The organism is Agromyces sp. C10, assembly GCF_023217995.1.
In the GTDB taxonomy this organism is placed as follows: Bacteria; Actinomycetota; Actinomycetes; order Actinomycetales; family Microbacteriaceae; genus Agromyces; species Agromyces indicus.
Window position 1 is genome coordinate 1 of sequence record NZ_JALPSX010000005.1, and the last position, 20,471, is coordinate 20,471.

The following is a 20,471-nucleotide window of genomic DNA, read 5'->3' on the forward strand; positions in this document are numbered from 1 at the left end:
CCCCCCGGGGGCGGGGGGGGCCCCCCCCCCCCCCCCCCCCGCGACGGAGCGGTCACTCGACCGTGACGGACTTCGCCAGGTTGCGCGGCTGGTCGACGTCGAGGCCCTTGGCCTGCGAGAGCTCCATCGCGAAGATCTGCAGCGGCACGACGGCCAGCAGCGGCTCGAACAGCGGTCCGGCGAGCGGGATGCGGATGACCTCGTCGGCGAACGGGAGCACCGCGGCGTCGCCCGCCTCGGCGATCGCGATGACGCGAGCGCCGCGGGCGCGGATCTCCTGGATGTTCGAGACGACCTTCGGGTGGAGGGTCGCCGAACCGCGCGGGCTCGGGACGACCACGAACACCGGCTGGCCCGGCTCGATCAGGGCGATCGGGCCGTGCTTGAGCTCGCCCGCGGCGAAGCCCTCGGCGTGGATGTACGCGAGCTCCTTGAGCTTCAGCGCACCCTCGAGCGCGATCGGGTAGCCCACGTGGCGGCCGAGGAAGAGCACCGAGCGGGTGTCGCTCATCCAGTGCGCGAGCTCGCCCACGCGCTCGCCCTGCTCGAGGACGGTCGTGATCTTCTCGGGGATCGCCTGCAGCTCGGCGACCTGCGCCGCGAGCTCCTCCTCCGAGAGGGTGCCGCGCACGCGCGCGAGGTGGAGGCCGAACAGGTAGAGGGCCGTGATCTGCGCCACGAAGGCCTTGGTCGACGCGACCGCGACCTCGGGGCCGGCGTGCGTGTAGACCGCCGCGTCCGACTCGCGCGGGATGGTCGCGCCCTGGGTGTTGCAGACCGAGATGGCCTTCGCACCCTGCTCGCGGGCGTACTTGACGGCCATGAGCGTGTCCATCGTCTCGCCCGACTGGCTGATCGAGACGACGAGCGTGCCGTCGTCGATGACCGGCTCGCGGTAGCGGAACTCGTGGCTCAGCTCGACCTCGACCGGGATCCGTGCCCACTGCTCGATGGCGTACTTCGAGACCATGCCCGCGTAGGCGGCGGTGCCGCACGCCACGACGGTGATGCGCCGGATGGAGCGGAGCGCGTCGTCGCCGAGCTGGTCGAGCTCGGGGATCGAGACCACGCCGTCGACGATGCGACCGCGGATGGTGTTCGCCACTGCGTCGGGCTGCTCGGCGACCTCCTTCGCCATGAACGAGGACCAGCCGCCCTTCTCGGCCGCGGAGGCGTCCCACGCGACGTCGAACGGCTCGACCTCGACCGCGTTGCCGTCGAAGTCGGTCACGGTGACCTCGCCCGCGGTGATCGCGACGATCTGGTCCTGGCCGATCGCGACGGCGCGCTTGGTGAACTCGACGAAGGCCGCGACATCCGAGCCGAGGAAGTTCTCGCCGTCGCCGAGGCCGATGACCAGCGGCGAGTTGCGGCGGGCGCCCACGACGACGCCGGGCTCGTCCTTGTGGACCGCCAGGAGCGTGAAGGCGCCCTCGAGACGGCGAACGGTGCGACGGAAGGCCTCGCGCAGGTCGCCCGTGGCGCGGTACTCGCGGCCGAGGAGCACCGCGGCCACCTCGGTGTCGGTCTCGCTGCGGAACTCCGCGCCGTCGGCGACGAGCTCCTCCTTCAACTCGGAGAAGTTCTCGATGATGCCGTTGTGGATGAGCGCGAGCTTGTCGTCGTCGGCCAGGTGCGGGTGGGCGTTGCGGTCGGTGGGGCCGCCGTGGGTCGCCCAGCGGGTGTGCCCGATGCCGGTGCCGCCGCGGTGGATCGGGTGGCGGCCGAGTTCGTCGGCGAGGACCTGCAGCTTGCCGGCGCGCTTGGCGAACTCGAGGTCGCCCTCGTCATCGACGACGGCGACGCCGGCCGAGTCGTAGCCACGGTATTCGAGGCGGCGCAGGCCACCCATGAGGACGTCGAGGCTGTTGCGCTCTCCGACGTATCCGACGATTCCACACATGCGCACGATCCTACCGGCGTGTTCCTGAGCGCCGGACCGATGGCCCGCGACCGCGCTCGGGCCGCGACTACACTGTCACGGTGCCGGATCCGCAGAGCCCGTCGACGCACGCTCCCCAGATCTCCCCGTTCATCGAACTGAGCCGGGCCGACTGGGCGGCGCTCGCCCCGTCGATGCCGTCGCCACTGCGCGAGACCGAGATCGTCCAGCTCCGCGGGCTCGGCGAGCCGCTCGACCCGGTCGAGGTGGCCGAGGTCTACCTGCCGCTCAGCCGGCTGCTGAACCTCTACGTCGGGGGCACCAAGGCGCTGCACGAGGTCACCAGCACGTTCCTGCGCGAGCGGTTCGCCTCGACCCCGTTCGTGATCGGCGTCGCGGGCTCGGTCGCCGTGGGCAAGTCGACGATCGCGCGACTGCTCCGGGAGCTCCTCGCGCGCTGGGAGCACACGCCCCGCGTCGAGCTGGTCACGACCGACGGCTTCCTGTTCCCCAACGCCGAGCTCGAGCGTCGCGGGCTCATGGAGCGCAAGGGGTTCCCCGAGTCGTACGACCGCCGCGCGCTGCTGCGCTTCGTCAGCGAGGTGAAGGCCGGCGCCCCCGAGGTGCGTGCGCCGTTCTACTCGCACCTCGCGTACGACATCATCCCCGACGCGCAGGTCACCGTGCGGCGGCCGGACGTGCTCATCGTCGAGGGGCTCAACGTCCTCCAGCCGGCCTCGCCGGGCCACAAGCTCGCGGTGAGCGACCTGTTCGACTTCAGCATCTACGTCGATGCGCGCACGAGCGACATCGCCCGCTGGTACGAGGAGCGCTTCCTCAAGCTCCAGCGCGGCGCGTTCACGAACCCGCGCTCGTACTTCCACCGGTTCGCGAGCCTCAGCGAGGACGAGGCGCGCGCCCGCGCACGGTCGATCTGGCAGTCGATCAACGAGCCGAACCTGCTCCAGAACATTCGTCCCACGCGGTCGCGCGCGTCGCTCGTGCTCCGCAAGGGCAGTGACCACGCGGTCTCGAGCGTCCTGCTGCGCAAGCTCTGACGCGCGGTCCGGCGCGGGTGACGGATGCCGCGGCATCCGTCACCTCGAGGGCGAGCGGATGCCGCGGCGACGCCGTGGGACGGCGGATCAGTTGGCGAGGCGCTCGCGCACCACGGCCGCGAGCTTCTCGGCGTGGGCCTCGGCGGCCTGCTGGTCGGCGGCCTCGACCATGACGCGCACCATGGGCTCGGTGCCGGAGGGGCGGAGGAGCACCCGGCCGGTGTCGCCCAGCTCGGCCTCGGCGGCCCGCACCGCGGACGCGATCTCGGCGTCGTCGGCCATCGCGTGGTGGTCGACGCCGCGCACGTTGACGAGCACCTGCGGGTACACGGTCATGATCGAGGCGAGCTCGGCGAGCGACTTGCCGGTGCGGGCCATCTCGGCGACCAGGTGGAGCCCGGTGAGCACGCCGTCGCCCGTGGTCGCGAACTCGCTCATGATGACGTGGCCCGACTGCTCGCCGCCGAGCGCGAACCCGCCCTCGGCGAGGGCCTCGAGCACGTAGCGGTCGCCGACCTTGGTCTCGACGACGCGGATGCCGCGCTCGGCCATCGCGCGCTTCAGGCCGAGATTCGACATGACCGTGACGACGAGGGTGTCGTCGGTGAGCGTGCCGCGCTCCTGCATCGACACCGCGAGGATCGCCATGATGCGGTCGCCGTCGACCACGTTGCCGTCGGCGTCCACGGCCAGGCAGCGGTCGGCGTCGCCGTCGTGCGCGATGCCCACGTCGGCGCCGTGCTCGCGCACGGCCTGCTGCAGCAGCTCGAGGTGGGTGGAGCCCACGCCGTCGTTGATGTTCATGCCGTCCGGGTCGGCGCCGATGACGACGACCTCGGCGCCCGCGTCGCGGAAGGTCTCGGGCGAGACGCCGGCGGCCGCGCCGTGGGCGCAGTCGAGCACGACCTTCAGGCCCTCGAGCCGGTTCGGCAGCGTGGCGAGCAGGTGCACGACGTAGCGGTCCTCGGCGTCGGCGAAGCGACGGATGCGGCCGACGCCGTCGCCGGTCGGGGCGAGCTTCTGCCGGCCGAGGTAGGACTCGATGCGGTCCTCGACCTCGTCGGGGAGCTTGGTGCCGCCGAACGAGAAGAACTTGATGCCGTTGTCGGGCGCGGGATTGTGCGACGCCGAGATCATCACGCCGAAGTCGGCGCGGATGCTGTCGATGAGGAACGCCGTGGCGGGCGTGGGGATGACGCCCGCATCGAGCACGTCGACGCCGGAGCTCGCGAGTCCGGCGGAGACGGCGGCGGTGAGGAACTCACCGGAGACGCGGGGGTCGCGCGCGACGACGGCCACGGGGCGGCGGCCGGCGGCGCGGAGTTCATCGGCGTGCCGGCCCTGGGTGAGGACTGCGGCAGCCGCCTGGGCGAGGCCCAGGGCCAGGTCAGCCGTGAGTTCACGGTTGGCCAGGCCCCGGACCCCGTCGGTTCCGAAGAGCCGAGGCATACGGGGGACCCGTTCTCGCGCTTAGCGCTTCGAGAACTGGGGCGCCTTGCGGGCCTTCTTGAGACCGGCCTTCTTGCGCTCGATGACGCGGGCGTCGCGCGTGAGGAAGCCGGACTTCTTCAGCGTGGGACGGTTGTTCTCGCGGTCGATCTCGTTGAGCGCACGGGCGATCGCGAGGCGCAGGGCGCCGGCCTGGCCCGAGGGGCCGCCGCCGGTGATGCGGGCGATCACGTCGTACGAGCCCGAGAGCTCGAGGACGGTGAAGGGGTCGGTGATGAGCTGCTGGTGCAGCTTGTTCGGGAAGTAGTCCGCGAACTCACGGCCGTTGACCGTGATGGTGCCGGCGCCGGGCACGACGCGCACGCGGGCGATGGCCTGCTTGCGGCGGCCGACGGCCGAGCCCGAGACGTTCAGCACGGGACGGGCGGCAGCGGCCTCGGCGGCCGGAGCGGACTCGGTGGTGTAGCTCTCGGGAGCCTGGTCGATCTGGTCTGCGATCTTCGCCATGGTGGTCTCTCTGAATCCTTTTCGCGTCGGCGCCGGGCTTACTGGGCGACCTGGGTGAGGGTGTACGGCTTCGGCTGCTGAGCCGCGTGCGGGTGCTCCGGGCCGGCGTAGACCTTGAGCTTCTTCAGCTGCTGGCGGCCGAGCGAGTTCTTCGGGAGCATGCCGCGGATCGCCTTCTCGACGGCGCGGACGGGGTTCTTCTCGAGCAGCTCGGCGTAGCCGACCGCCTTGAGGCCGCCCGGGTAGCCCGAGTGGCGGTAGGCCTTCTTCTGCTCGAGCTTCTGGCCGGTGAGGGCCACCTTGTCGGCGTTGACGATGATCACGTGGTCGCCGGTGTCGACGTGGTTCGCGAAGATCGGCTTGTGCTTGCCGCGGAGGATCGCCGCGGCGTGGCTCGCGAGACGGCCGAGCACGATGTCGGTGGCGTCGATGACGACCCAGTCGCGCTGGATCTCGTTCGCCTTCGGGGTGTAGGTGCGCGTCACAGTAGTGCTGCTTTCTGATCGAGTGAGGGGTTCGTGAATCCCGCTCCGGCGGGAGTTCGCTCGCGATGCGAGGAGAACGCCACGGTGGAGGGCTCAACATCGGATGCCGACGCAGTCGACGGCACCAAAGGGAAAGCTTAGCCGACGACGCCGTCCACGTGCAATTCGCGACGTGCGCGCGTCTGCTCCGCGCGGGCCGCCAGGTCCTCCTCGGGCGGGTAGCCCACCTCGGTGAGGGTGAGCCCCTTGGCCGGGAGCACCTTGAACGCGCTCGTCCGGGTGCGCGCGTGCATGAGTTCGCCCGGCTGCTCGACCCTGAGCCGCCCCTCCCCCACGGCGACGCCCGAGCCGACGAGCGCGCGGACCATGGAGTGGCAGAACGCGTCGGCCTGGAGCGAGGCCACGAGGACGCCGTCCGAGGCCCGGCGCCACCGGAACGACTGCAGTGTGCGGATCGTCGTCGCGCCCTCGCGCGGCTTGCAGAAGGCGGCGAAGTCGCCGAGGCCCACGAGCGTCTGCGCGGCCACGTCCATCGCCTCGACGTCCAGCTCCCTCGGGTACCAGACCGTGCGGTGGCGCTGCAGCGGATCGTGCTCGGCGTCCGCGTCGGCGATGCGGTACTCGTACCGTCGCCAGACGGCCGAGAAGCGGGCGTCGAAGCCCTCGGGCGCGGGTCGCACCGACCGCACGACGACGTCGTCGTCGGTCGACCCCAGGACGCCGCGCAGGCGACGCACGAGCACGGCGCCGGGATCGGCGTGCGGATCCGACTCCGCCACGCCCCGACGGGGACGCGCGACCGCCCGGAACGCCGCCCGGTCCACGTCGAGGTGGGCGACCTGCCCGGTCGCGTGCACCCCGGCGTCCGTCCGGCCCGCGACGACGAGGCGGGGCGCGACGCCCTCGCGGCGGAAGAGCGTCTCGAGCGCTCGCTCGATCGTGCCCTGCACGGTGCGGAGGCCGGGCTGGCGGCTCCAGCCGGCGAAGGCCGTGCCGTCGTAGGCGAGGTCGAGCCGCAGTCGAACGACGGATGCCGCGGCATCCGCGTCGCCGTCGACGCCCGCGGTCGTGGTGGCCTCGTTCACGGACCCAGCCTAGATGCGCGAAGGGCCCCGGTGCGGATGCACCGGGGCCCCTCGTCGAGCGGGAGCGCGAAGGCTACTTCGCGGCGGCCTCCTCGGCCTCGGTCTCCTCGGCCGGAGCCTCGGCGGACTCCGCCGACGCCTCGGAACCGGCGGCCTCGTCGACCGCGGCCTCGGACTCGGTCACGACCTCGTCCTGGGGCTCCTCGGCGGCGGGCTCCTCGGCGGGAGCGGTCGCGGCGGCCAGCTTCGCGGCGCGCGCCTTCGGCGTCACGGGCTCGAGGACGAGCTCGATGACGGCCATGGGCGCGTTGTCGCCCTTGCGGTTGCCGATCTTGGTGATGCGGGTGTAGCCGCCCTCGCGGTCGGCCACCTGCGGCGCGATCTCGGTGAACAGCTTGTGCACGACCGACTTGTCGCCGATCACGGCGAGCACGCGACGGCGCGCGTGCAGGTCGCCGCGCTTGGCGAACGTGATCAGGCGCTCGGCCAGCGGACGGAGGCGCTTGGCCTTCGTCTCGGTGGTGGTGATGCGCTCGTGCGTGTACAGCGCGGCGGCGAGGTTCGCGAGCAGCAGGCGCTCGTGCGCGGGTCCGCCTCCGAGGCGGGGTCCCTTCGTGGGCTTCGGCATGGTGGTATCTCCAGTGTTGGGGGGTTGGTGCGGCCCGGGGCCTGCTTAGTTCTCGTCCTCGAAGCCCGTGTAGAAGTGGGCGCCGTCGAAGCCGGGGACCGAGTCCTTCAGCGACAGGCCCATCTCGGTGAGCTTGTCCTTGACCTCGTCGACCGACTTCTGGCCGAAGTTGCGGATGTTCATCAGCTGCGACTCCGACAGGGCCACGAGCTCGGACACCGTGTTGATGCCCTCGCGCTTGAGGCAGTTGTACGAACGCACCGACAGGTCGAGGTCCTCGATCGGGATCGAGAGCTCGCTCGAGAGGACGGCGTCGACCGGCGCGGGGCCGATCTCGATGCCCTCGGCGGCGGTGTTCAGCTCGCGGGCGAGGCCGAACAGCTCGACGAGCGTGCGACCGGCCGACGCGATCGCGTCGCGCGGCGTGATGGCGGGCTTGGACTCGACGTCGACCACGAGGCGGTCGAAGTCGGTGCGCTCGCCCGCACGCGTCGCCTCGACGCGGTACGTGACCTTCAGGACCGGCGAGTAGATCGAGTCGACCGGGATCTGGCCGGCCTCGGAGTACTCGTTGCGGTTCTGGCTGGCCGAGACGTAGCCGCGGCCGCGCTCGATCGTGAGCTCGAGCTCGAACTTCGCCGAGTCGTTGAGCGTCGCGATGACCAGGTCGGGGTTGTGCACCTCGACGCCCGCCGGAGCGGAGATGTCGGCGGCGGTGACCTCACCGGCGCCCTGCTTGCGCAGGTAGGCGGTGATGGGCTCGTCGTGCTCGCTGGAGACGACCAGGTTCTTGATGTTGAGGATGATCTCGGTGACATCCTCCTTCACGCCCGGCACGGTCGAGAACTCGTGGAGCACGCCGTCGATGCGGATGCTCGTCACGGCGGCGCCGGGGATCGAGGAGAGGAGGGTGCGACGGAGGGAGTTCCCCAGGGTGTAACCGAAGCCCGGCTCGAGGGGCTCGATCACGAAACGCGAACGGAACTCCGAGATGTTCTCTTCGGTGAGCGTCGGACGCTGTGCGATCAGCACGGTGTGATTCCTTTCGGCAGGGTGTCCGCTATATGACACCTGCGAGTTCGAGGATCTTGAGTTGTGAGAGAGAACGGATGCCCGGTGGTCGAGTAGCGCCCGGCGCAGCCGGGCGCGTACCGAGACCGTGCGATCTCGGTACGGCCTGCGGCCTACTCGATCACCGGGAACGGAGTGCTAGACGCGGCGGCGCTTCGGCGGGCGGCATCCGTTGTGCGCCTGGGGCGTCACGTCGTTGATGCTGCCGACCTCGAGGCCCGCGGCCTGGAGCGAGCGGATCGCGGTCTCGCGGCCCGAGCCCGGACCCTTGACGAAGACGTCGACCTTCTTCATGCCGTGCTCCTGCGCCTGGCGGGCGGCCGACTCGGCGGCCAGCTGCGCGGCGAACGGGGTCGACTTGCGCGAGCCCTTGAAGCCGACGCCGCCCGAGGAGGCCCAGCTGATCACGGCACCGTTCGTGTCGGTGATCGACACGATGGTGTTGTTGAACGTCGACTTGATGTGGGCCTGGCCCACGGCGACGTTCTTCTTGTCCTTGCGGCGCGGCTTGCGAGTAGCCGCCTTGGGTGCTGCCATGTTCGAAATCTCCTAGATCTTGGCGCGAGCGGTTACTTGCGGCCGGGCTTCTTCTTGCCGGCGACGGTGCGCTTCGGGCCCTTGCGGGTACGAGCGTTGGTCTTGGTGCGCTGACCGCGAACCGGGAGGCCGCGACGGTGGCGGATGCCCTCGTACGAGCCGATCTCGACCTTGCGGCGGATGTCGGCGGCCACCTCGCGGCGGAGGTCGCCCTCGACCTTGTAGGTGCCCTCGATGTGGTCGCGGAGGGCGACGAGCTGGTCGTCGGTGAGGTCCTTGACGCGGATGTTCCCGTCGATGCCGGTCTCCGCGAGCGTCTGCAGCGCGCGAGTGCGGCCGACGCCGTAGATGTAGGTCAGTGCGATCTCCACGCGCTTCTCGCGCGGGATGTCGACTCCTGCCAGACGTGCCATGGTGGCTTCTCCTGTTGGATGTGTCGGAGGTGTGGAGCACTTCCGGTGCCTCGGCCTCCGTCCGAGGGTGTCCCCTCCCGGTGATCGAGTAGCGACGGAGTCGCGTACCGAGATCTCGGGAGGTTCGTGGAAGTGCCGTATTCAGTTCGCGTCGGCGCGGGCGACTAGCCCTGGCGCTGCTTGTGGCGCGGGTTCTCGCAGATCACCATGACGCGCCCGTGGCGGCGGATGACCTTGCACTTGTCGCAGATGCGCTTGACGCTGGGGTTGACCTTCACAGTCGTTGTTTCCTTAGTTCGCTGTCCTCGTGCCCGCGGGGTGCCGCGGGCCGTTACTTTCCGAACAGCCCTTACTTGTAGCGGTAGACGATGCGGCCGCGGGTCAGGTCGTACGGGCTCAGCTCCACGATCACGCGATCCTCGGGGAGGATGCGGATGTAGTGCTGGCGCATCTTTCCGGAGATGTGGGCGAGCACCTTGTGCCCGTTGGTCAGCTCAACCCGGAACATCGCGTTCGGGAGTGCCTCGATGACCGAGCCTTCGATCTCGATGACGCCGTCTTTCTTGGCCATAGCCTCACTATCGCTTGGAGTTTGGGTATTCGGTCGTGCGATGATGATGCACGACCTCGACGAGGCCCATCGGGCATGCCGAAGCGGGCGTGCAAAACACCAAGGGTCAACTATAGGCGAATCCGGCTCGATTCGCCAGTCGGTCGCGTGTCAGCTTGCGGTGCGGCGCGTGACGGCCGCGACCAGGCGATCGTGCAGCGGATGCCGCGGCTCGATGCCGCACACCTCGCGCACGATGGTCTCCGCGTCATCCGTTCGCACGCGCTGCTGCAGTTCGACGCTCTCGGGATCGGCCGGCACGTCGAAGCCGAGCGCCGCCTCGACGGCGTCGAGGAGCCCGTCCACGGGCAGTCCGCGTTCCGCGAGCTCCGCGGCGGGCCCGATGAACCGCTCCCGCCGGCCGAGCTTGCGCAGCGGCTGCCGCCCGACGCGCTCGACCGTGTCGGGCAGCGCCGCGTTGCGGAAGCGGCCGAGGATGGTCGCCCGGTACTGCGCCTGCTCCTCCTCGGTGAAGCCGTGCTTGGCGACGATGAGCGCCGAGGTCTCCTCGAGCACGCGCTCCACGCGCGCGGCGACCGACGGGTCGGCCAGTGCCTCGGCGATGCGCTCGTGCCCGGCGAGGAACCCGAAGTACGCCGTGGACGCGTGCCCGGTGTTCACCGTGAACAGCTTGCGCTCGATGTAGGGACCGAGCCGATCGACGAAGTGCGCGCCCGGGATGGGCGGCGGCGCGTCGCCGAACGGCGGACGCTCGATCGCCCATTCCGAGAACGTTTCGACCGTCACGTCGAGGCCCGACTCCCCCGGCTGGCCAGGGACGATCCGGTCGACGGCGGTGTTCGCGAACACCGCGCGACGCTCGAGCCCGAGCCACTCGTCGGGTCCGGCGAGCTTCGCCGTCTCGTCGCGCAGCAGGCTCGTGGCGTCGATGGCGTTCTCGCACGCCATGACGGCCAGGGGCGCGGCATCCGGCGCCCGGTCGCGCAGCGCCTGCAGCACGTGCGGCGCGATGAACCGGAGGATGTTCGGGCCCACCGCGGTCGTCAGGACGTCCGCGTCGGCGAGCTCGGCGGCCAGCGCCGCGGCATCCGTCTGGGAGTTCACCGCCCGGTACCGGTCGACGCGCCGGTCGCGCGCCCCGTCGCCCACCTCGTGCACCGTGTAGTCGTCGGATGCCGCGAGCGCATCGATGAGCTCGGCGTTCACGTCGGCGAACACGACCTCGTACCCGGCGTCGTGCAGCAGCAGCCCGATGAAGCCGCGACCGATGTTGCCGGCGCCGAAGTGGACGGCCTTCACGAGTCGTTCACCTCGGAGAGGAGCGCGACGAGCTCATCCGACGAGCCGGCCGCGAGGAGCTTGTCGACCTCCTCCTCGTCGGAGAAGACGATCGCGATCTTCGACAGGATCTCGAGGTGCTCGTCGCCGCGCCCGGCGATGCCGACGACGAAGCGCGCCTGCTCGCCGCCCCACTCGATCGGCTCGTCGTAGCGGAGCAGCGACATCGCCGAACGCCGGATGAGGTCCTTGGCCTCGTTCGTGCCGTGCGGGATGGCGAGCCAGTTGCCCATGTAGGTCGACACGGAGCCCTCGCGCTCCAGCATCGAGTCGACGTACGCGGCGTCGACCGCGCCCGTATCGACGAGCACCGCGCCCGCCGCTCGGATCGCGTCCTCGCGGGTCGCGCCGCCCGGCACGATCCGCACGTTCTGGGCGGGCAGGATCTGGTCGCTCATGGGTGCTCCTTCTTCGTCGCGGTTCTCGTGGTTCGGTCTACGTCGGGCGGGCGATGCGGGTGGCGGATGACGCGACCGCCCGGGCCGGACCCCTGCAGGGCTCGACCCGGGCGGCGCGTCATCCGTTCGGAATCGTCAGCTCCGACCCTTCTGGGCCTCGATCATCTCCACGACCTCGTCGTACTTCGGTGAGTTCATGAAGTTGTCGACCGAGATGTGCACGGCGTCGGGCGTCTGGTGACGTGCGCGCTCCGTCAGCTGGTTCTGCGTGATCACGAGGTCGGCCGACGTGTCGAGGTTCGCGATCGCCTTGTTGACGACCGTGACATCCTCGATGCCCGCCTTCTTGATCTTGTTGCGCAGGACGCTCGCGCCCATCGCCGACGAGCCCATTCCGGCGTCGCAGGCGAAGACGACGTTCCTGATCTCGCGGATCGTGCCGGTCGCGGGACCGCCGCCGCCGCCCGCCTGGGTCGCTGCACCGCCGCGCAGGTTCGCGAGCGCGTCCGAGCTCTTGCCCTTGGCGGCCTCGGTCTGCGTGACGGCGGCGCCGAACGCGTCATCCGTGACGGCCATCGCCTGCAGGTCGCGGCGGCGCGTGGCCCGCAGGATGACCGCCGAGATGAGGAACGTGACCGTCGCCGAGAGGATGACCGACAGGATGACGCCGAGGTAGCTGTCGCTCGCCGTCTGCGCGATCACCGCGAAGATGCTGCCCGGCGCCGCCGGGGCGCGCAGGCCCGCGTCGAAGAGCATGTTGGTCGTGACGCCGGTCATGCCGCCCGCGATGAGCGCGAGGATCAGGATCGGCTTCATCAGCGCGAACGGGAAGTACACCTCGTGGATGCCGCCGAAGAACTGGATCACCGCGGCACCCGGTGCCGACGCCTTCGCGGCGCCGATGCCGAAGAACGTGAACGCCAGGAGCAGGCCGACGCCCGGTCCCGGGTTCGCCTCGAGCAGGAACAGGATCGACTTGCCCTCCTCCGCGGCCTGCGTGAGGCCGAGGGGGGTCAGCACGCCGTGGTTGATGGCGTTGTTCAGGAACAGCACCTTCGCCGGCTCGATGATGATGCTGGTCAGCGGCAGCAGGTTCGTCTCGACGAGCCAGTTCACCGCACCGGAGAGGGCGTTCATGATGCCGTTGACCAGCCAGGCCACCGGGTAGAACCCGACGATCGCCATGACGAAGCCCCAGATGCCGGCCGAGAACATGTTCACGAGCATCTCGAAGCCGGCCTTGACCTTGCCCTCCCAGAGCGAGTCGAGCCGCTTCATGGTCCAGGCCGCGAGCGGGCCGAGGATCATCGCGCCGATGAACATGTGGATCTGCCCGAGCTGGTTGTCCTCGGGCAGCGTCGCGTTCACCTGCGCGATGAGCAGGTCGGAGCCGGCGATCGCACCGAAGGTCGCGATGCTGCCCACCACGCCGCCGCGGATGCCGTACACCATCGAGCCGCCCGTATAGCCGATCAGGATCGGCAGCAGGTAGTGGATGAACGGCCCGACGATGGTGGCGAGGTCCGCATTGGGCGTCCAGCCGACCCCGATGAAGAACGCGGTGAAGATGCCCCACGCGATGAGCGCGGGGATGTTCGGCATGATCATGCCGGAGAGGAACGTTCCGAAGCGCTGGACGTGGACTCGGGCTCCCCCGGGTCGCTTCGCCTCAGCTGACGTCGTCGTCATTGCTGCCTCCAGTGCAGGTCACGGCACGGGTGTGCCGGTGGGAGTGGGTGCGGATGCGGCGGCGGCCTCCTGGGCCGCCTGCTTCGCCTCGGCCGCTCCCTCAGCGGCCAGGGCGGCCCGGGCGATGCGCTCGGCATCCTCCCGGGTGTGCCGCGCGAGGGAGGCGCGGACGTCTGCGAGTGCCGACGGGGACATCGACAGGCTGGTGGCGCCGAGGCCGACGAGGACCACGGCGAGGAGCGGGTCGGCGGCGGCCTCGCCGCAGATGCCGACGGGGCGACCGTCGACCCGGCCCGCCTCGCCGACCTGCGCGACCAGTCGCAGCACCGCCGGATGCCACGCATCCTGCAGGTTCGCGACCGTGCCGAGCAGCCGGTCGGCCGCCATCGTGTACTGGGTGAGGTCGTTCGTGCCGATCGACGCGAAGTCGGCGATCTTCAGGATGTGGTCGGCGATGAGCGCCGCGGACGGCGTCTCGACCATGACCCCGGCGACCTTGATGCCGAGCTCCCGGCAGAGGTTCGTGAAGTAACGCGTCTCCTCGACGGTCGCGATCATCGGCGCCATGACCCACAGGTCGGCCTCGGTCGCGGCATCCGCTGCGGCGAGCGCGGTGAGCTGCTCGCGGAGGATGACCTCGGAGTGCCGGAGGGCGCGGATGCCGCGGAGCCCGAGCGCCGGGTTCTCCTCGGGTGCGTCGTTGAGGAACGACAGGGGCTTGTCGGCGCCGGCGTCGAGGACGCGCACGACGACCTTCTTGCCGGGGAACGCGCTCAGCATGCGCGTGTACTGCGCCTGCTGCTCGGTGACCGACGGCGCGGTGTTCGCATCGAGGAAGAGGAACTCCGTGCGGAACAGGCCCACGCCCTCGGCACCGAGCCTGGCCGCCTCCTCGGCGCCGTCGGCCGAGCCGAGGTTCGCGAGCAGCGGCACGGGCGTGCCGTCGGCGAGCGCGCCGGGCGTGACGGGCGCGGCGGCGCGGGCCGCGCGCTCGGCGATGCGCTCGCGCGCCTCGGCGATCTGCTCCGGCGTCGGGTCCTGCACGACCAGGTCGTTCGCAGCGTCGACGATGACGGTGTCGCCGTCGGCGAGCGTCGCGGCATCCGCCGCCCCCACGACCGCGACGATCGACTTCTCGCGGGCGAGGATCGCGGTGTGCGAGGTCGGGCCGCCGTCGATGGTGACGAGCCCCAGCACCTGCCCGAGGTCGAGCAGCGCGGTGTCGGCGGGCGCGAGGTCGCGGGCGACGAGCACGAACGGGTGGCCGGGGTTCGGCACGCCGGGAGCGGGCACCTTGAGCAGGTGCGCGACCACGCGCTGGGAGACGTCGTCGAGGTCGGCCGCGCGCTCGCCCATGTAGCCGCCCATCGCGGCGAGCATGTCGCGGAACGACGCGAACGCCTCGAACACGGCGCGCTCGGCGGTCTTGCCGTCGGCGAGCCGCTTCACGATGTCGTCCACGAGCGTCGGGTCCTCGGCCATCATGGCCTGCGCCTCGAGCACGTCCTGCGCGGCACCGCCGGCCTGCGCGCCCATGCGCTGCAGTTCGCCGGCCACGACCGAGAGCGACGCGCGGGCGCGCTCCTCCTCGCGGGCCGGGTCGAGGTGACTCGGCCGGTCCACCGGCTCCGGCAGCCGCTCGGCCATGCGCACGACCGGTCCGACGGCCACGCCCTGGCCGATCCCCGTGCCTCTGAACTCCATCACTCGCCCCTCCGATTCGATTCGTCGGGCGACGGATGCCGCGAGCTACTCGTCGTGATCGGTGCTGAGCAGCTCGACGAGCTCGTCGAGCACGCGCTGCTCGTCGCCCCCGTCGACCGCCACGGTGACCTCGTCGCCGTGGTCGATGCCCTGCGCGATGACGGCGAGGATGCTCGCCGCGTTGACGGGAGTGCCACCGGCTTTCGCGATGGTGACCGTCGATCCCGACGACGCGGCGGCCTGGGTGAACAGCTTCGCCGGCCTGGCGTGCAGTCCGTGGCTCGATCCGACTCGAACAGTGCGTTCCACCATGTTGCAGGCCTCCGTCGCTGGCGTCCGTTCCCGACTTCACCATAGACCCGGGTGTCCGCGCAGGGAACGGGGTTGCGCGGCGTGGGGGCGTTCACGATCGGGCTCCCGTGATCGCGATCGCGAGGTCGAGCGCGGCGTCGCCGTCGAGCGCTCGGGTCTCGCCGGGCAGCACGGCGACGGGCACGGATGCCGCGGCGGCCTGCTGCTCGAGGGCACCCAGTCGCTCGGCGAGGTGCGTCCCCACGAGCAGGGCGTCGGCGTCGGCGAGCTCGGCGGCGAGGGTCTGCTCCCCCGCGGCGCGCACCTCGACGTCGATGCCGCGCGCCTCGGCGGCCCGGCGGATGCGCAGTGCGGCGAAGGTGCTCGACGCACCCGCTCCGCACACGACGACGATCCGCATCGCCTGCCTCCTCGCCCGGCTTCGCCCGGTCCTCTTCGATCGGTCACGGCGGATGCCGCGAACATCCCGAGTCTGCTCGCCCACCCCGGACCGCTGCCACCAGACCTGCTTCCGCACCCCCGGAAGTTCTGCGGCATCCGCTGCCCCGGGCGTGCCGGTGGTGGTTGACTGGCTGGACCGCCCCGCGAGCGCGCGGCACGGCGGAGTCCCGATCGGAAGCGAGTCGACGTGCCGGAGAAGTGGGAGCGCCTCGTCGAGGTGCTCGCCGACCACGACGACTGGGTCACCGCTGCGCGCCTCGCCGACCGGCTCGGCGTGACGACGCGGACGGTGCGCACGTACGCGGCGCAGGCGAACGCGGGCGGCGAGCCCGTCGTCGACTCGGGCCCGGACGGGTATCGACTCGACCGCACGGCCTGGGCACGGCGCGCGCAGCGAACCGGGGACGCCGCCGACGCGGGACCCGAGGGGCGTCGCGCCCGACTCATCCGCGACCTCGTCGACGCGCCGGACGGCCTCGACGTCTTCGACGCCGCCGAGCGGCTGCACGTGAGCGAGTCGACGCTCGAGTCCGACCTCGGACGGGTCCGGGCGCGGCTCCGCGGCACGGGACTCGCACTCGAGCGCGAGGGCAGCGTCGTCCGGCTGCGCGGGCCGGAGACGGCGATGCGGCGGCTCGTCGGCGCGCTGGTCCGCGAGGAGGGCCGGCGCGGCATCCGCGACCTCGCGACGCTCCGCGCCGGGTTCCCGCCGGTCGAGGGATTCCGTCGCGGGCTGCTCGACGGCCTGCGCGCCGCCGGATGGGCGCCCAACGAGTACGCGCTCGACGACGTGCTGCTGCACGTCGCGATCGCGGTCGACCGCGTGTCGCACGACCGAACCCTCGAACGCGACGAGGGCACGGCGGCCGGCTCCCCCGCCGACGCCCTCGTGACCCTCGTCGACGAACTGGTCCGCGACGAGTTCGACGTCCACCTGCCGCCCGCCGAACTGGCGCACCTCGCGCGGCTCATCGGCACGCGGGCGGCCACCCGACGCGACGGTCCCGCCCGCATCGACGTCATCCGGGGCATCGTGGGCCGGATCTCGCAGGAGTGGCTCGTCGACCTCGGCGACGACGAGTTCCTCGAGCGCCTCGCGCTGCACGTCGACAACCTCGCGGCGCGCGCCGCCGAGCAGAGCTACTCGCGCAATCCGCTCACCGCCTCGATCAAGGCCGCCTACCCGCTGATCTACGACCTCGCCGTCTACCTGGCCGCGGAGCTCGGGCGACTCGAGGGCATCACGGTGAACGACGACGAGATCGCCTACCTCGCGATGCACCTCGGCGCCGCGCTCGAGCGGACGCGGTCGCGCGGCGACGCCGTGCGCGTCGCGGTGGTCGCGCCGGAGTACCACGACGCCCGGGACCTCCTGCTCGAGCGACTGCGCGCCGGGCTGGACGACGACGTCGAGCTCCTCGTCGGCGGCGCCGTGCCGCTCGAGGGGCCGGCGGCATCCGGCGACGACGCCGACCTCGTCGTGTCGGTCCTCCCGCCGCGCGTGCCGCAGCCCGGCGTCGTCACCGTCGCACCCTTCCCGACCGCCGACGACGTCGAGCGCGTGCGGCAGGAGCTCGCGCGGATCCGCCGCGGGCGACGCCGTGCGCGCCTGGCGTCGACGCTCACGAGGACCATCGGCCCCGACCTGTTCGTGCGCGGGGTCGGCGGACGCGGGCGCGAGGAGGTCATCCGCCTGCTCGGCGACCGGCTGCTCGCGGCGGGCGTCATCGACGACGCCTACCTCGAGGGGGTGCTCGAGCGGGAGCGCATGTCGTCGACCGCGTTCACCGACCTGCTCGCCGTGCCGCACGCGATGACGATGACGGCGGAACGCAGCGCCATCGCCATCGCCATCGACGAGCGCCCGATCGCGTGGGGCGAGGCCGAGGTGCACGTGGTGGCACTCATCGCGTTCGCGGAGTCGGGCCGGGCCGAGTTCCAGGCCGTGTTCGACCAGTTCGTCGAGGCCTTCTCCGACCCCGAGAACGTGCGCCGGCTGGTGCGCGGCGCGGTCGACTACCCCGGATTGCTCGCCGAGCTGTCCGTGCTCATGGCCCCCTGAGGCCGCGCGCTCAGGGGATCGGCACGGGCGCCACGCCGAACGGCGCGAGCCCCGCAGCGCCGCCGTCGGGCGCCGTCAGCACCCAGATGCCGTCGCGGTGCACCGCCACGCTGTGCTCGAAGTGGGCGCCATCGGCCCCGTCCGACGTCGCCACGGTCCACCCGTCGTCGCGGACGAACGTGTCGGGCCCACCGGCGACGACCATCGGCTCGATGGCGACGACGAGGCCGGGCTGCACGCGCGGCCCCCGTCCGCGCACGGCGTGGTTGTAGACCGTGGGCTCCTCGTGCATCTCGCGCCCGATGCCGTGGCCGCCGTACCCCTCGATGATCGAGTAGGGGCCGGATGCCTCGACCGAGGCCTCGATCGCCTCGCCGACCTCGTTGAGGTGACGAGCCGTCGCGAGGCGCGCGATGCCCGCCCAGAGCGCCCGCTCGGTCGCGTCGGCGAGTGCCTGACGGGCCCGGACGACCTCGGGTCGCCCGGGATCGGGCAGGACCACTGTGAAGGCGGCGTCGCCGTTCCATCCGTCGATCTCGGCACCGCCGTCGACCGAGACGAGGTCGCCCGGGGCGAGCGCCCGGTCGCCGGGGATGCCGTGGACCACGTCGCTGCCGACCGACACGCACAGCGTGTGGCCGTAGCCGGGGACCAGCGCGAAGTTCGGGCGGCCGCCGCGCTCGCGGATGAGCGCCTCGGCGGCCGCGTCGAGCTCGAGCGGGGTCGCGCCGACGGCGAGCCGTTCGCGCACGAGCGCGAGGGCGGCCGCGGTCGCCTCGCCCGCCGGGATCATCGCGCGCAGCTCGGCGGGCGACTTCAGCGGGTGGCGGCGGAACACGCGCTCGGGCTAGGCCGCGCCGGTGGCGGCGGCGGCGCCGTCGCCGTTCGGCACCAGGCCGCGCTCGGCGAGCGCGTCGAAGATCCGGCCGGTGACGTCGTCGAGCGTGCCGACGCCGTCGATGCGGAGCACGAGGTCGCGCTCGCGGTACACGTCGAGGATCGGAGCGGTCTCGCGCTCGTAGATGGCGAGGCGGTTCGCGATGACCTCCTCCGTGTCATCCGTGCGGCCCTGGTCGAGGGCGCGCTGGCGCAGACGCGCGATGCTCTCGTCGCGGGGCACCACGAGCTCGATCACCGCGTCGAGCGCCTCGCCGCGGCCGGCGAGGAACTCGTCGAGGTGCGCGACCTGGCCGCGGTTGCGCGGGTAGCCGTCGAGCACGAAGCCGCCCGCGGCGTCCGGCTGGGCCAGGCGGTCGCGCACGAGTTCGCTCGTGAGCTCGTCGGGGACGAGGTCGCCCGCCTCGATGATCGCCTGGACCTGCTTGCCGAGCTCGGTGCCGCCCTTGACGTTCTCGCGGAAGATGTCGCCGGTCGCGACCTGCGGCACGTCGAAGGCCTCGGCCACGAGCACGCCCTGCGTGCCCTTGCCGGACCCCTGCGGGCCGACGATCAGGAAGCGGGCGGAGGGTGCGGGGTGCGTCATCGGAGGAGTCCTTCGTAGTGGCGCTGCTGGAGCTGTGCGTCGATCTGCTTCACGGTCTCGAGGCCGACACCCACGATGATGAGGATCGACGCGCCGCCGAAGGGGAAGTTCTGGTCGGCGCCGACGACCGCGAACGCGATCAGCGGGATGAGCGCCACGAGACCGAGGTAGAGCGAACCCGGCAGGGTCACTCGGGTGAGCACGTAGTCGAGGTACTCGGCCGTCGGGCGCCCGGCACGGATGCCGGGGATGAAGCCGCCGTACTTCTTCATGTTCTCGGCGACCTCGTCGGGGTTGAACGTGATCGCGACGTAGAAGTACGTGAAGCCGACGATGAGCAGGAAGTACACGAGCATGTACAGCGGGCTGGAGCCCTGCGTGAGGTTGTTCGTGACCCACACGACCCAGGGCTGCGGCTCCTCGCCGGCGGCGGGCTGGTTGAACTGCGCGATGAGCGCCGGCAGGTACAGCAGCGACGAGGCGAAGATGACGGGCACGACGCCGGCCATGTTCACCTTGATCGGGATGTAGGTGTTGTTGCCGCCGTAGGTGCGGCGACCGACCATGCGCTTGGCGTACTGCACCGGGATGCGGCGCTGCGACTGCTCGACGAAGACGACCGCGAGGACGATGACGAGGCCGATGGCCAGCACGACCGCGAACGTGTCGAAGCCGCGCGAGACGGCGATGCCCCACAGCGAGCCGGGGAACGTGGCGGCGATCGAGACGAAGATGAGCAGCGACATGCCGTTGCCGATGCCGCGCTCCGTGACGAGCTCGCCGAGCCACATGATGAGGCCGGTGCCGGCGGTCATGGTGATGACCATGAGGAGGATCGCGTACCAGGCGTCGTTGGTGATGAGCTGCGTGCACGCGGGGTCGGAGTTCGCCGGGAACAGCGCACCCGAGCGTGCGACCGTGATCAGCGTGGTCGACTGGAGGACGCCGAGCGCGATCGTGAGGTAGCGCGTGTACTGCGTGAGCTTGGCCTGGCCGGCCTGGCCCTCCTTGTAGAGGGTCTCGAAGTGCGGGATGACCACGCGGAGCAGCTGCGTGATGATCGACGCCGTGATGTACGGCATGATGCCGAGCGCGAAGATCGACAGCTGGAGGAGCGCGCCGCCGGAGAAGAGGTTGACGAGCTCGTAGAGGCCCGAGGCCCCCTGGTTCGCCGCCAGGCACTGCTGGACGTTCGCGAAGTCCACGAACGGCGCGGGGATGAACGAGCCGAGTCGGAACAGGGCGATGATGCCCAGCGTGAACCCGATCTTCCGGCGAAGGTCGGGGGTGCGGAAGATCCGCCCGATGGCGTTGAACACTCGTCCTCCTGTTGCTCCGTCGTGGAGTCAGTCGTTATG

22 protein-coding genes are annotated in these 20,471 nt (G+C 71.2%); 2 read left to right on the forward strand and 20 right to left on the reverse strand.

What is annotated here, in order from left to right; translation table 11 throughout:
• Nucleotides 1-52 precede the first annotated feature (52 nt).
• A complete protein-coding gene (glmS, locus tag M1L56_RS06550) occupies nucleotides 53-1,903 on the reverse strand; it encodes a glutamine--fructose-6-phosphate transaminase (isomerizing) (protein ID WP_248598628.1) in 1,851 nt (616 codons plus the stop codon).
• Nucleotides 1,904-1,983: 80 nt separating this feature from the next.
• Between glmS and coaA the strand changes: the two genes are divergently transcribed.
• Nucleotides 1,984-2,940, forward strand: a complete 957-nt coding sequence (coaA, locus tag M1L56_RS06555) for a type I pantothenate kinase (RefSeq protein WP_067948523.1) — start codon at nucleotides 1,984-1,986, stop codon at nucleotides 2,938-2,940.
• Nucleotides 2,941-3,027: 87 nt separating this feature from the next.
• On the opposite strand, the gene glmM is transcribed toward coaA, so the two are convergent.
• The 16 genes from glmM to M1L56_RS06635 all read right to left on the reverse strand — a co-directional run bounded on the left by glmM (nucleotide 3,028) and on the right by M1L56_RS06635 (nucleotide 15,527).
• Complete coding sequence (gene glmM / locus M1L56_RS06560) at nucleotides 3,028-4,389, reverse strand: phosphoglucosamine mutase (RefSeq protein WP_067948525.1); 1,362 nt, start codon at nucleotides 4,387-4,389, stop codon at nucleotides 3,028-3,030.
• Between the two features lie 21 nt (nucleotides 4,390-4,410).
• A complete protein-coding gene (gene rpsI, locus M1L56_RS06565; RefSeq protein ID WP_067948528.1) occupies nucleotides 4,411-4,896 on the reverse strand; it encodes a 30S ribosomal protein S9 in 486 nt (161 codons plus the stop codon).
• Nucleotides 4,897-4,934: 38 nt separating this feature from the next.
• Nucleotides 4,935-5,381, reverse strand: a complete 447-nt coding sequence (gene rplM, locus M1L56_RS06570) for a 50S ribosomal protein L13 (RefSeq protein WP_067948530.1) — start codon at nucleotides 5,379-5,381, stop codon at nucleotides 4,935-4,937.
• Nucleotides 5,382-5,518: 137 nt separating this feature from the next.
• Nucleotides 5,519-6,466: a tRNA pseudouridine(38-40) synthase TruA gene (truA, locus tag M1L56_RS06575; protein ID WP_248598629.1), complete on the reverse strand. Its 948-nt coding sequence runs from the start codon at nucleotides 6,464-6,466 to the stop codon at nucleotides 5,519-5,521.
• Nucleotides 6,467-6,539: 73 nt separating this feature from the next.
• The gene (gene rplQ / locus M1L56_RS06580) at nucleotides 6,540-7,094 is read right to left on the reverse strand and encodes a 50S ribosomal protein L17 (protein WP_248598630.1); all 555 of its coding nucleotides are present in this window, start codon (nucleotides 7,092-7,094) and stop codon (nucleotides 6,540-6,542) included.
• 45 nt (nucleotides 7,095-7,139) lie between these two features.
• Nucleotides 7,140-8,126: a DNA-directed RNA polymerase subunit alpha gene (locus M1L56_RS06585; RefSeq protein WP_067948534.1), complete on the reverse strand. Its 987-nt coding sequence runs from the start codon at nucleotides 8,124-8,126 to the stop codon at nucleotides 7,140-7,142.
• A 177-nt stretch (nucleotides 8,127-8,303) separates the two neighbouring features.
• Nucleotides 8,304-8,702: a 30S ribosomal protein S11 gene (gene rpsK, locus M1L56_RS06590; RefSeq protein ID WP_067948536.1), complete on the reverse strand. Its 399-nt coding sequence runs from the start codon at nucleotides 8,700-8,702 to the stop codon at nucleotides 8,304-8,306.
• Nucleotides 8,703-8,734: 32 nt separating this feature from the next.
• Nucleotides 8,735-9,115 carry a 30S ribosomal protein S13 gene (gene rpsM / locus M1L56_RS06595; RefSeq protein WP_067948538.1) on the reverse strand — a complete coding sequence of 127 codons (381 nt, stop codon included), beginning with the start codon at nucleotides 9,113-9,115 and terminating at the stop codon, nucleotides 8,735-8,737.
• Between the two features lie 164 nt (nucleotides 9,116-9,279).
• Entirely contained in the window at nucleotides 9,280-9,393 is a 114-nt protein-coding gene (gene rpmJ, locus M1L56_RS06600; protein WP_056734976.1) for a 50S ribosomal protein L36, read from the reverse strand.
• Between the two features lie 71 nt (nucleotides 9,394-9,464).
• The gene (gene infA, locus M1L56_RS06605) at nucleotides 9,465-9,686 is read right to left on the reverse strand and encodes a translation initiation factor IF-1 (protein ID WP_011186713.1); all 222 of its coding nucleotides are present in this window, start codon (nucleotides 9,684-9,686) and stop codon (nucleotides 9,465-9,467) included.
• Between the two features lie 150 nt (nucleotides 9,687-9,836).
• Nucleotides 9,837-10,985: a mannitol-1-phosphate 5-dehydrogenase gene (locus M1L56_RS06610; RefSeq protein ID WP_248598631.1), complete on the reverse strand. Its 1,149-nt coding sequence runs from the start codon at nucleotides 10,983-10,985 to the stop codon at nucleotides 9,837-9,839.
• Entirely contained in the window at nucleotides 10,982-11,422 is a 441-nt protein-coding gene (locus M1L56_RS06615; RefSeq protein ID WP_248598632.1) for a PTS sugar transporter subunit IIA, read from the reverse strand. Before M1L56_RS06615 ends, M1L56_RS06610 begins: the two co-directional genes overlap by 4 nt.
• A gap of 135 nt (nucleotides 11,423-11,557) precedes the next feature.
• Entirely contained in the window at nucleotides 11,558-13,111 is a 1,554-nt protein-coding gene (locus M1L56_RS06620) for a PTS mannitol transporter subunit IICB (RefSeq protein WP_248598633.1), read from the reverse strand.
• 18 nt (nucleotides 13,112-13,129) lie between these two features.
• On the reverse strand, nucleotides 13,130-14,815 hold the full coding sequence (gene ptsP, locus M1L56_RS06625; RefSeq protein ID WP_248598634.1) for a phosphoenolpyruvate--protein phosphotransferase: 1,686 nt from the start codon (nucleotides 14,813-14,815) through the stop codon (nucleotides 13,130-13,132).
• A gap of 45 nt (nucleotides 14,816-14,860) precedes the next feature.
• Nucleotides 14,861-15,127, reverse strand: coding sequence for an HPr family phosphocarrier protein (locus M1L56_RS06630; protein ID WP_067948547.1), 267 nt, complete (start codon nucleotides 15,125-15,127; stop codon nucleotides 14,861-14,863).
• 91 nt (nucleotides 15,128-15,218) lie between these two features.
• Entirely contained in the window at nucleotides 15,219-15,527 is a 309-nt protein-coding gene (locus M1L56_RS06635; RefSeq protein ID WP_067948549.1) for a hypothetical protein, read from the reverse strand.
• A gap of 228 nt (nucleotides 15,528-15,755) precedes the next feature.
• On the opposite strand from M1L56_RS06635, the gene M1L56_RS06640 reads away from it, so the two are divergent.
• Complete coding sequence (locus M1L56_RS06640; protein ID WP_248598635.1) at nucleotides 15,756-17,630, forward strand: PTS sugar transporter subunit IIA; 1,875 nt, start codon at nucleotides 15,756-15,758, stop codon at nucleotides 17,628-17,630.
• A gap of 10 nt (nucleotides 17,631-17,640) precedes the next feature.
• Here M1L56_RS06640 and map read toward each other — a convergent pair whose 3' ends face one another.
• Genes map through secY form a run of 3 tightly spaced genes read right to left on the reverse strand, consistent with a single transcriptional unit; the run spans nucleotide 17,641 to nucleotide 20,432 of the window.
• Complete coding sequence (gene map / locus M1L56_RS06645) at nucleotides 17,641-18,468, reverse strand: type I methionyl aminopeptidase (protein WP_308198823.1); 828 nt, start codon at nucleotides 18,466-18,468, stop codon at nucleotides 17,641-17,643.
• 9 nt (nucleotides 18,469-18,477) lie between these two features.
• Nucleotides 18,478-19,113 carry an adenylate kinase gene (locus M1L56_RS06650; RefSeq protein ID WP_067948554.1) on the reverse strand — a complete coding sequence of 212 codons (636 nt, stop codon included), beginning with the start codon at nucleotides 19,111-19,113 and terminating at the stop codon, nucleotides 18,478-18,480.
• Nucleotides 19,110-20,432: a preprotein translocase subunit SecY gene (gene secY / locus M1L56_RS06655; protein WP_067948556.1), complete on the reverse strand. Its 1,323-nt coding sequence runs from the start codon at nucleotides 20,430-20,432 to the stop codon at nucleotides 19,110-19,112. The genes M1L56_RS06650 and secY overlap by 4 nt, the downstream gene beginning before the upstream one ends.
• Nucleotides 20,433-20,471: the final 39 nt, after the last annotated feature.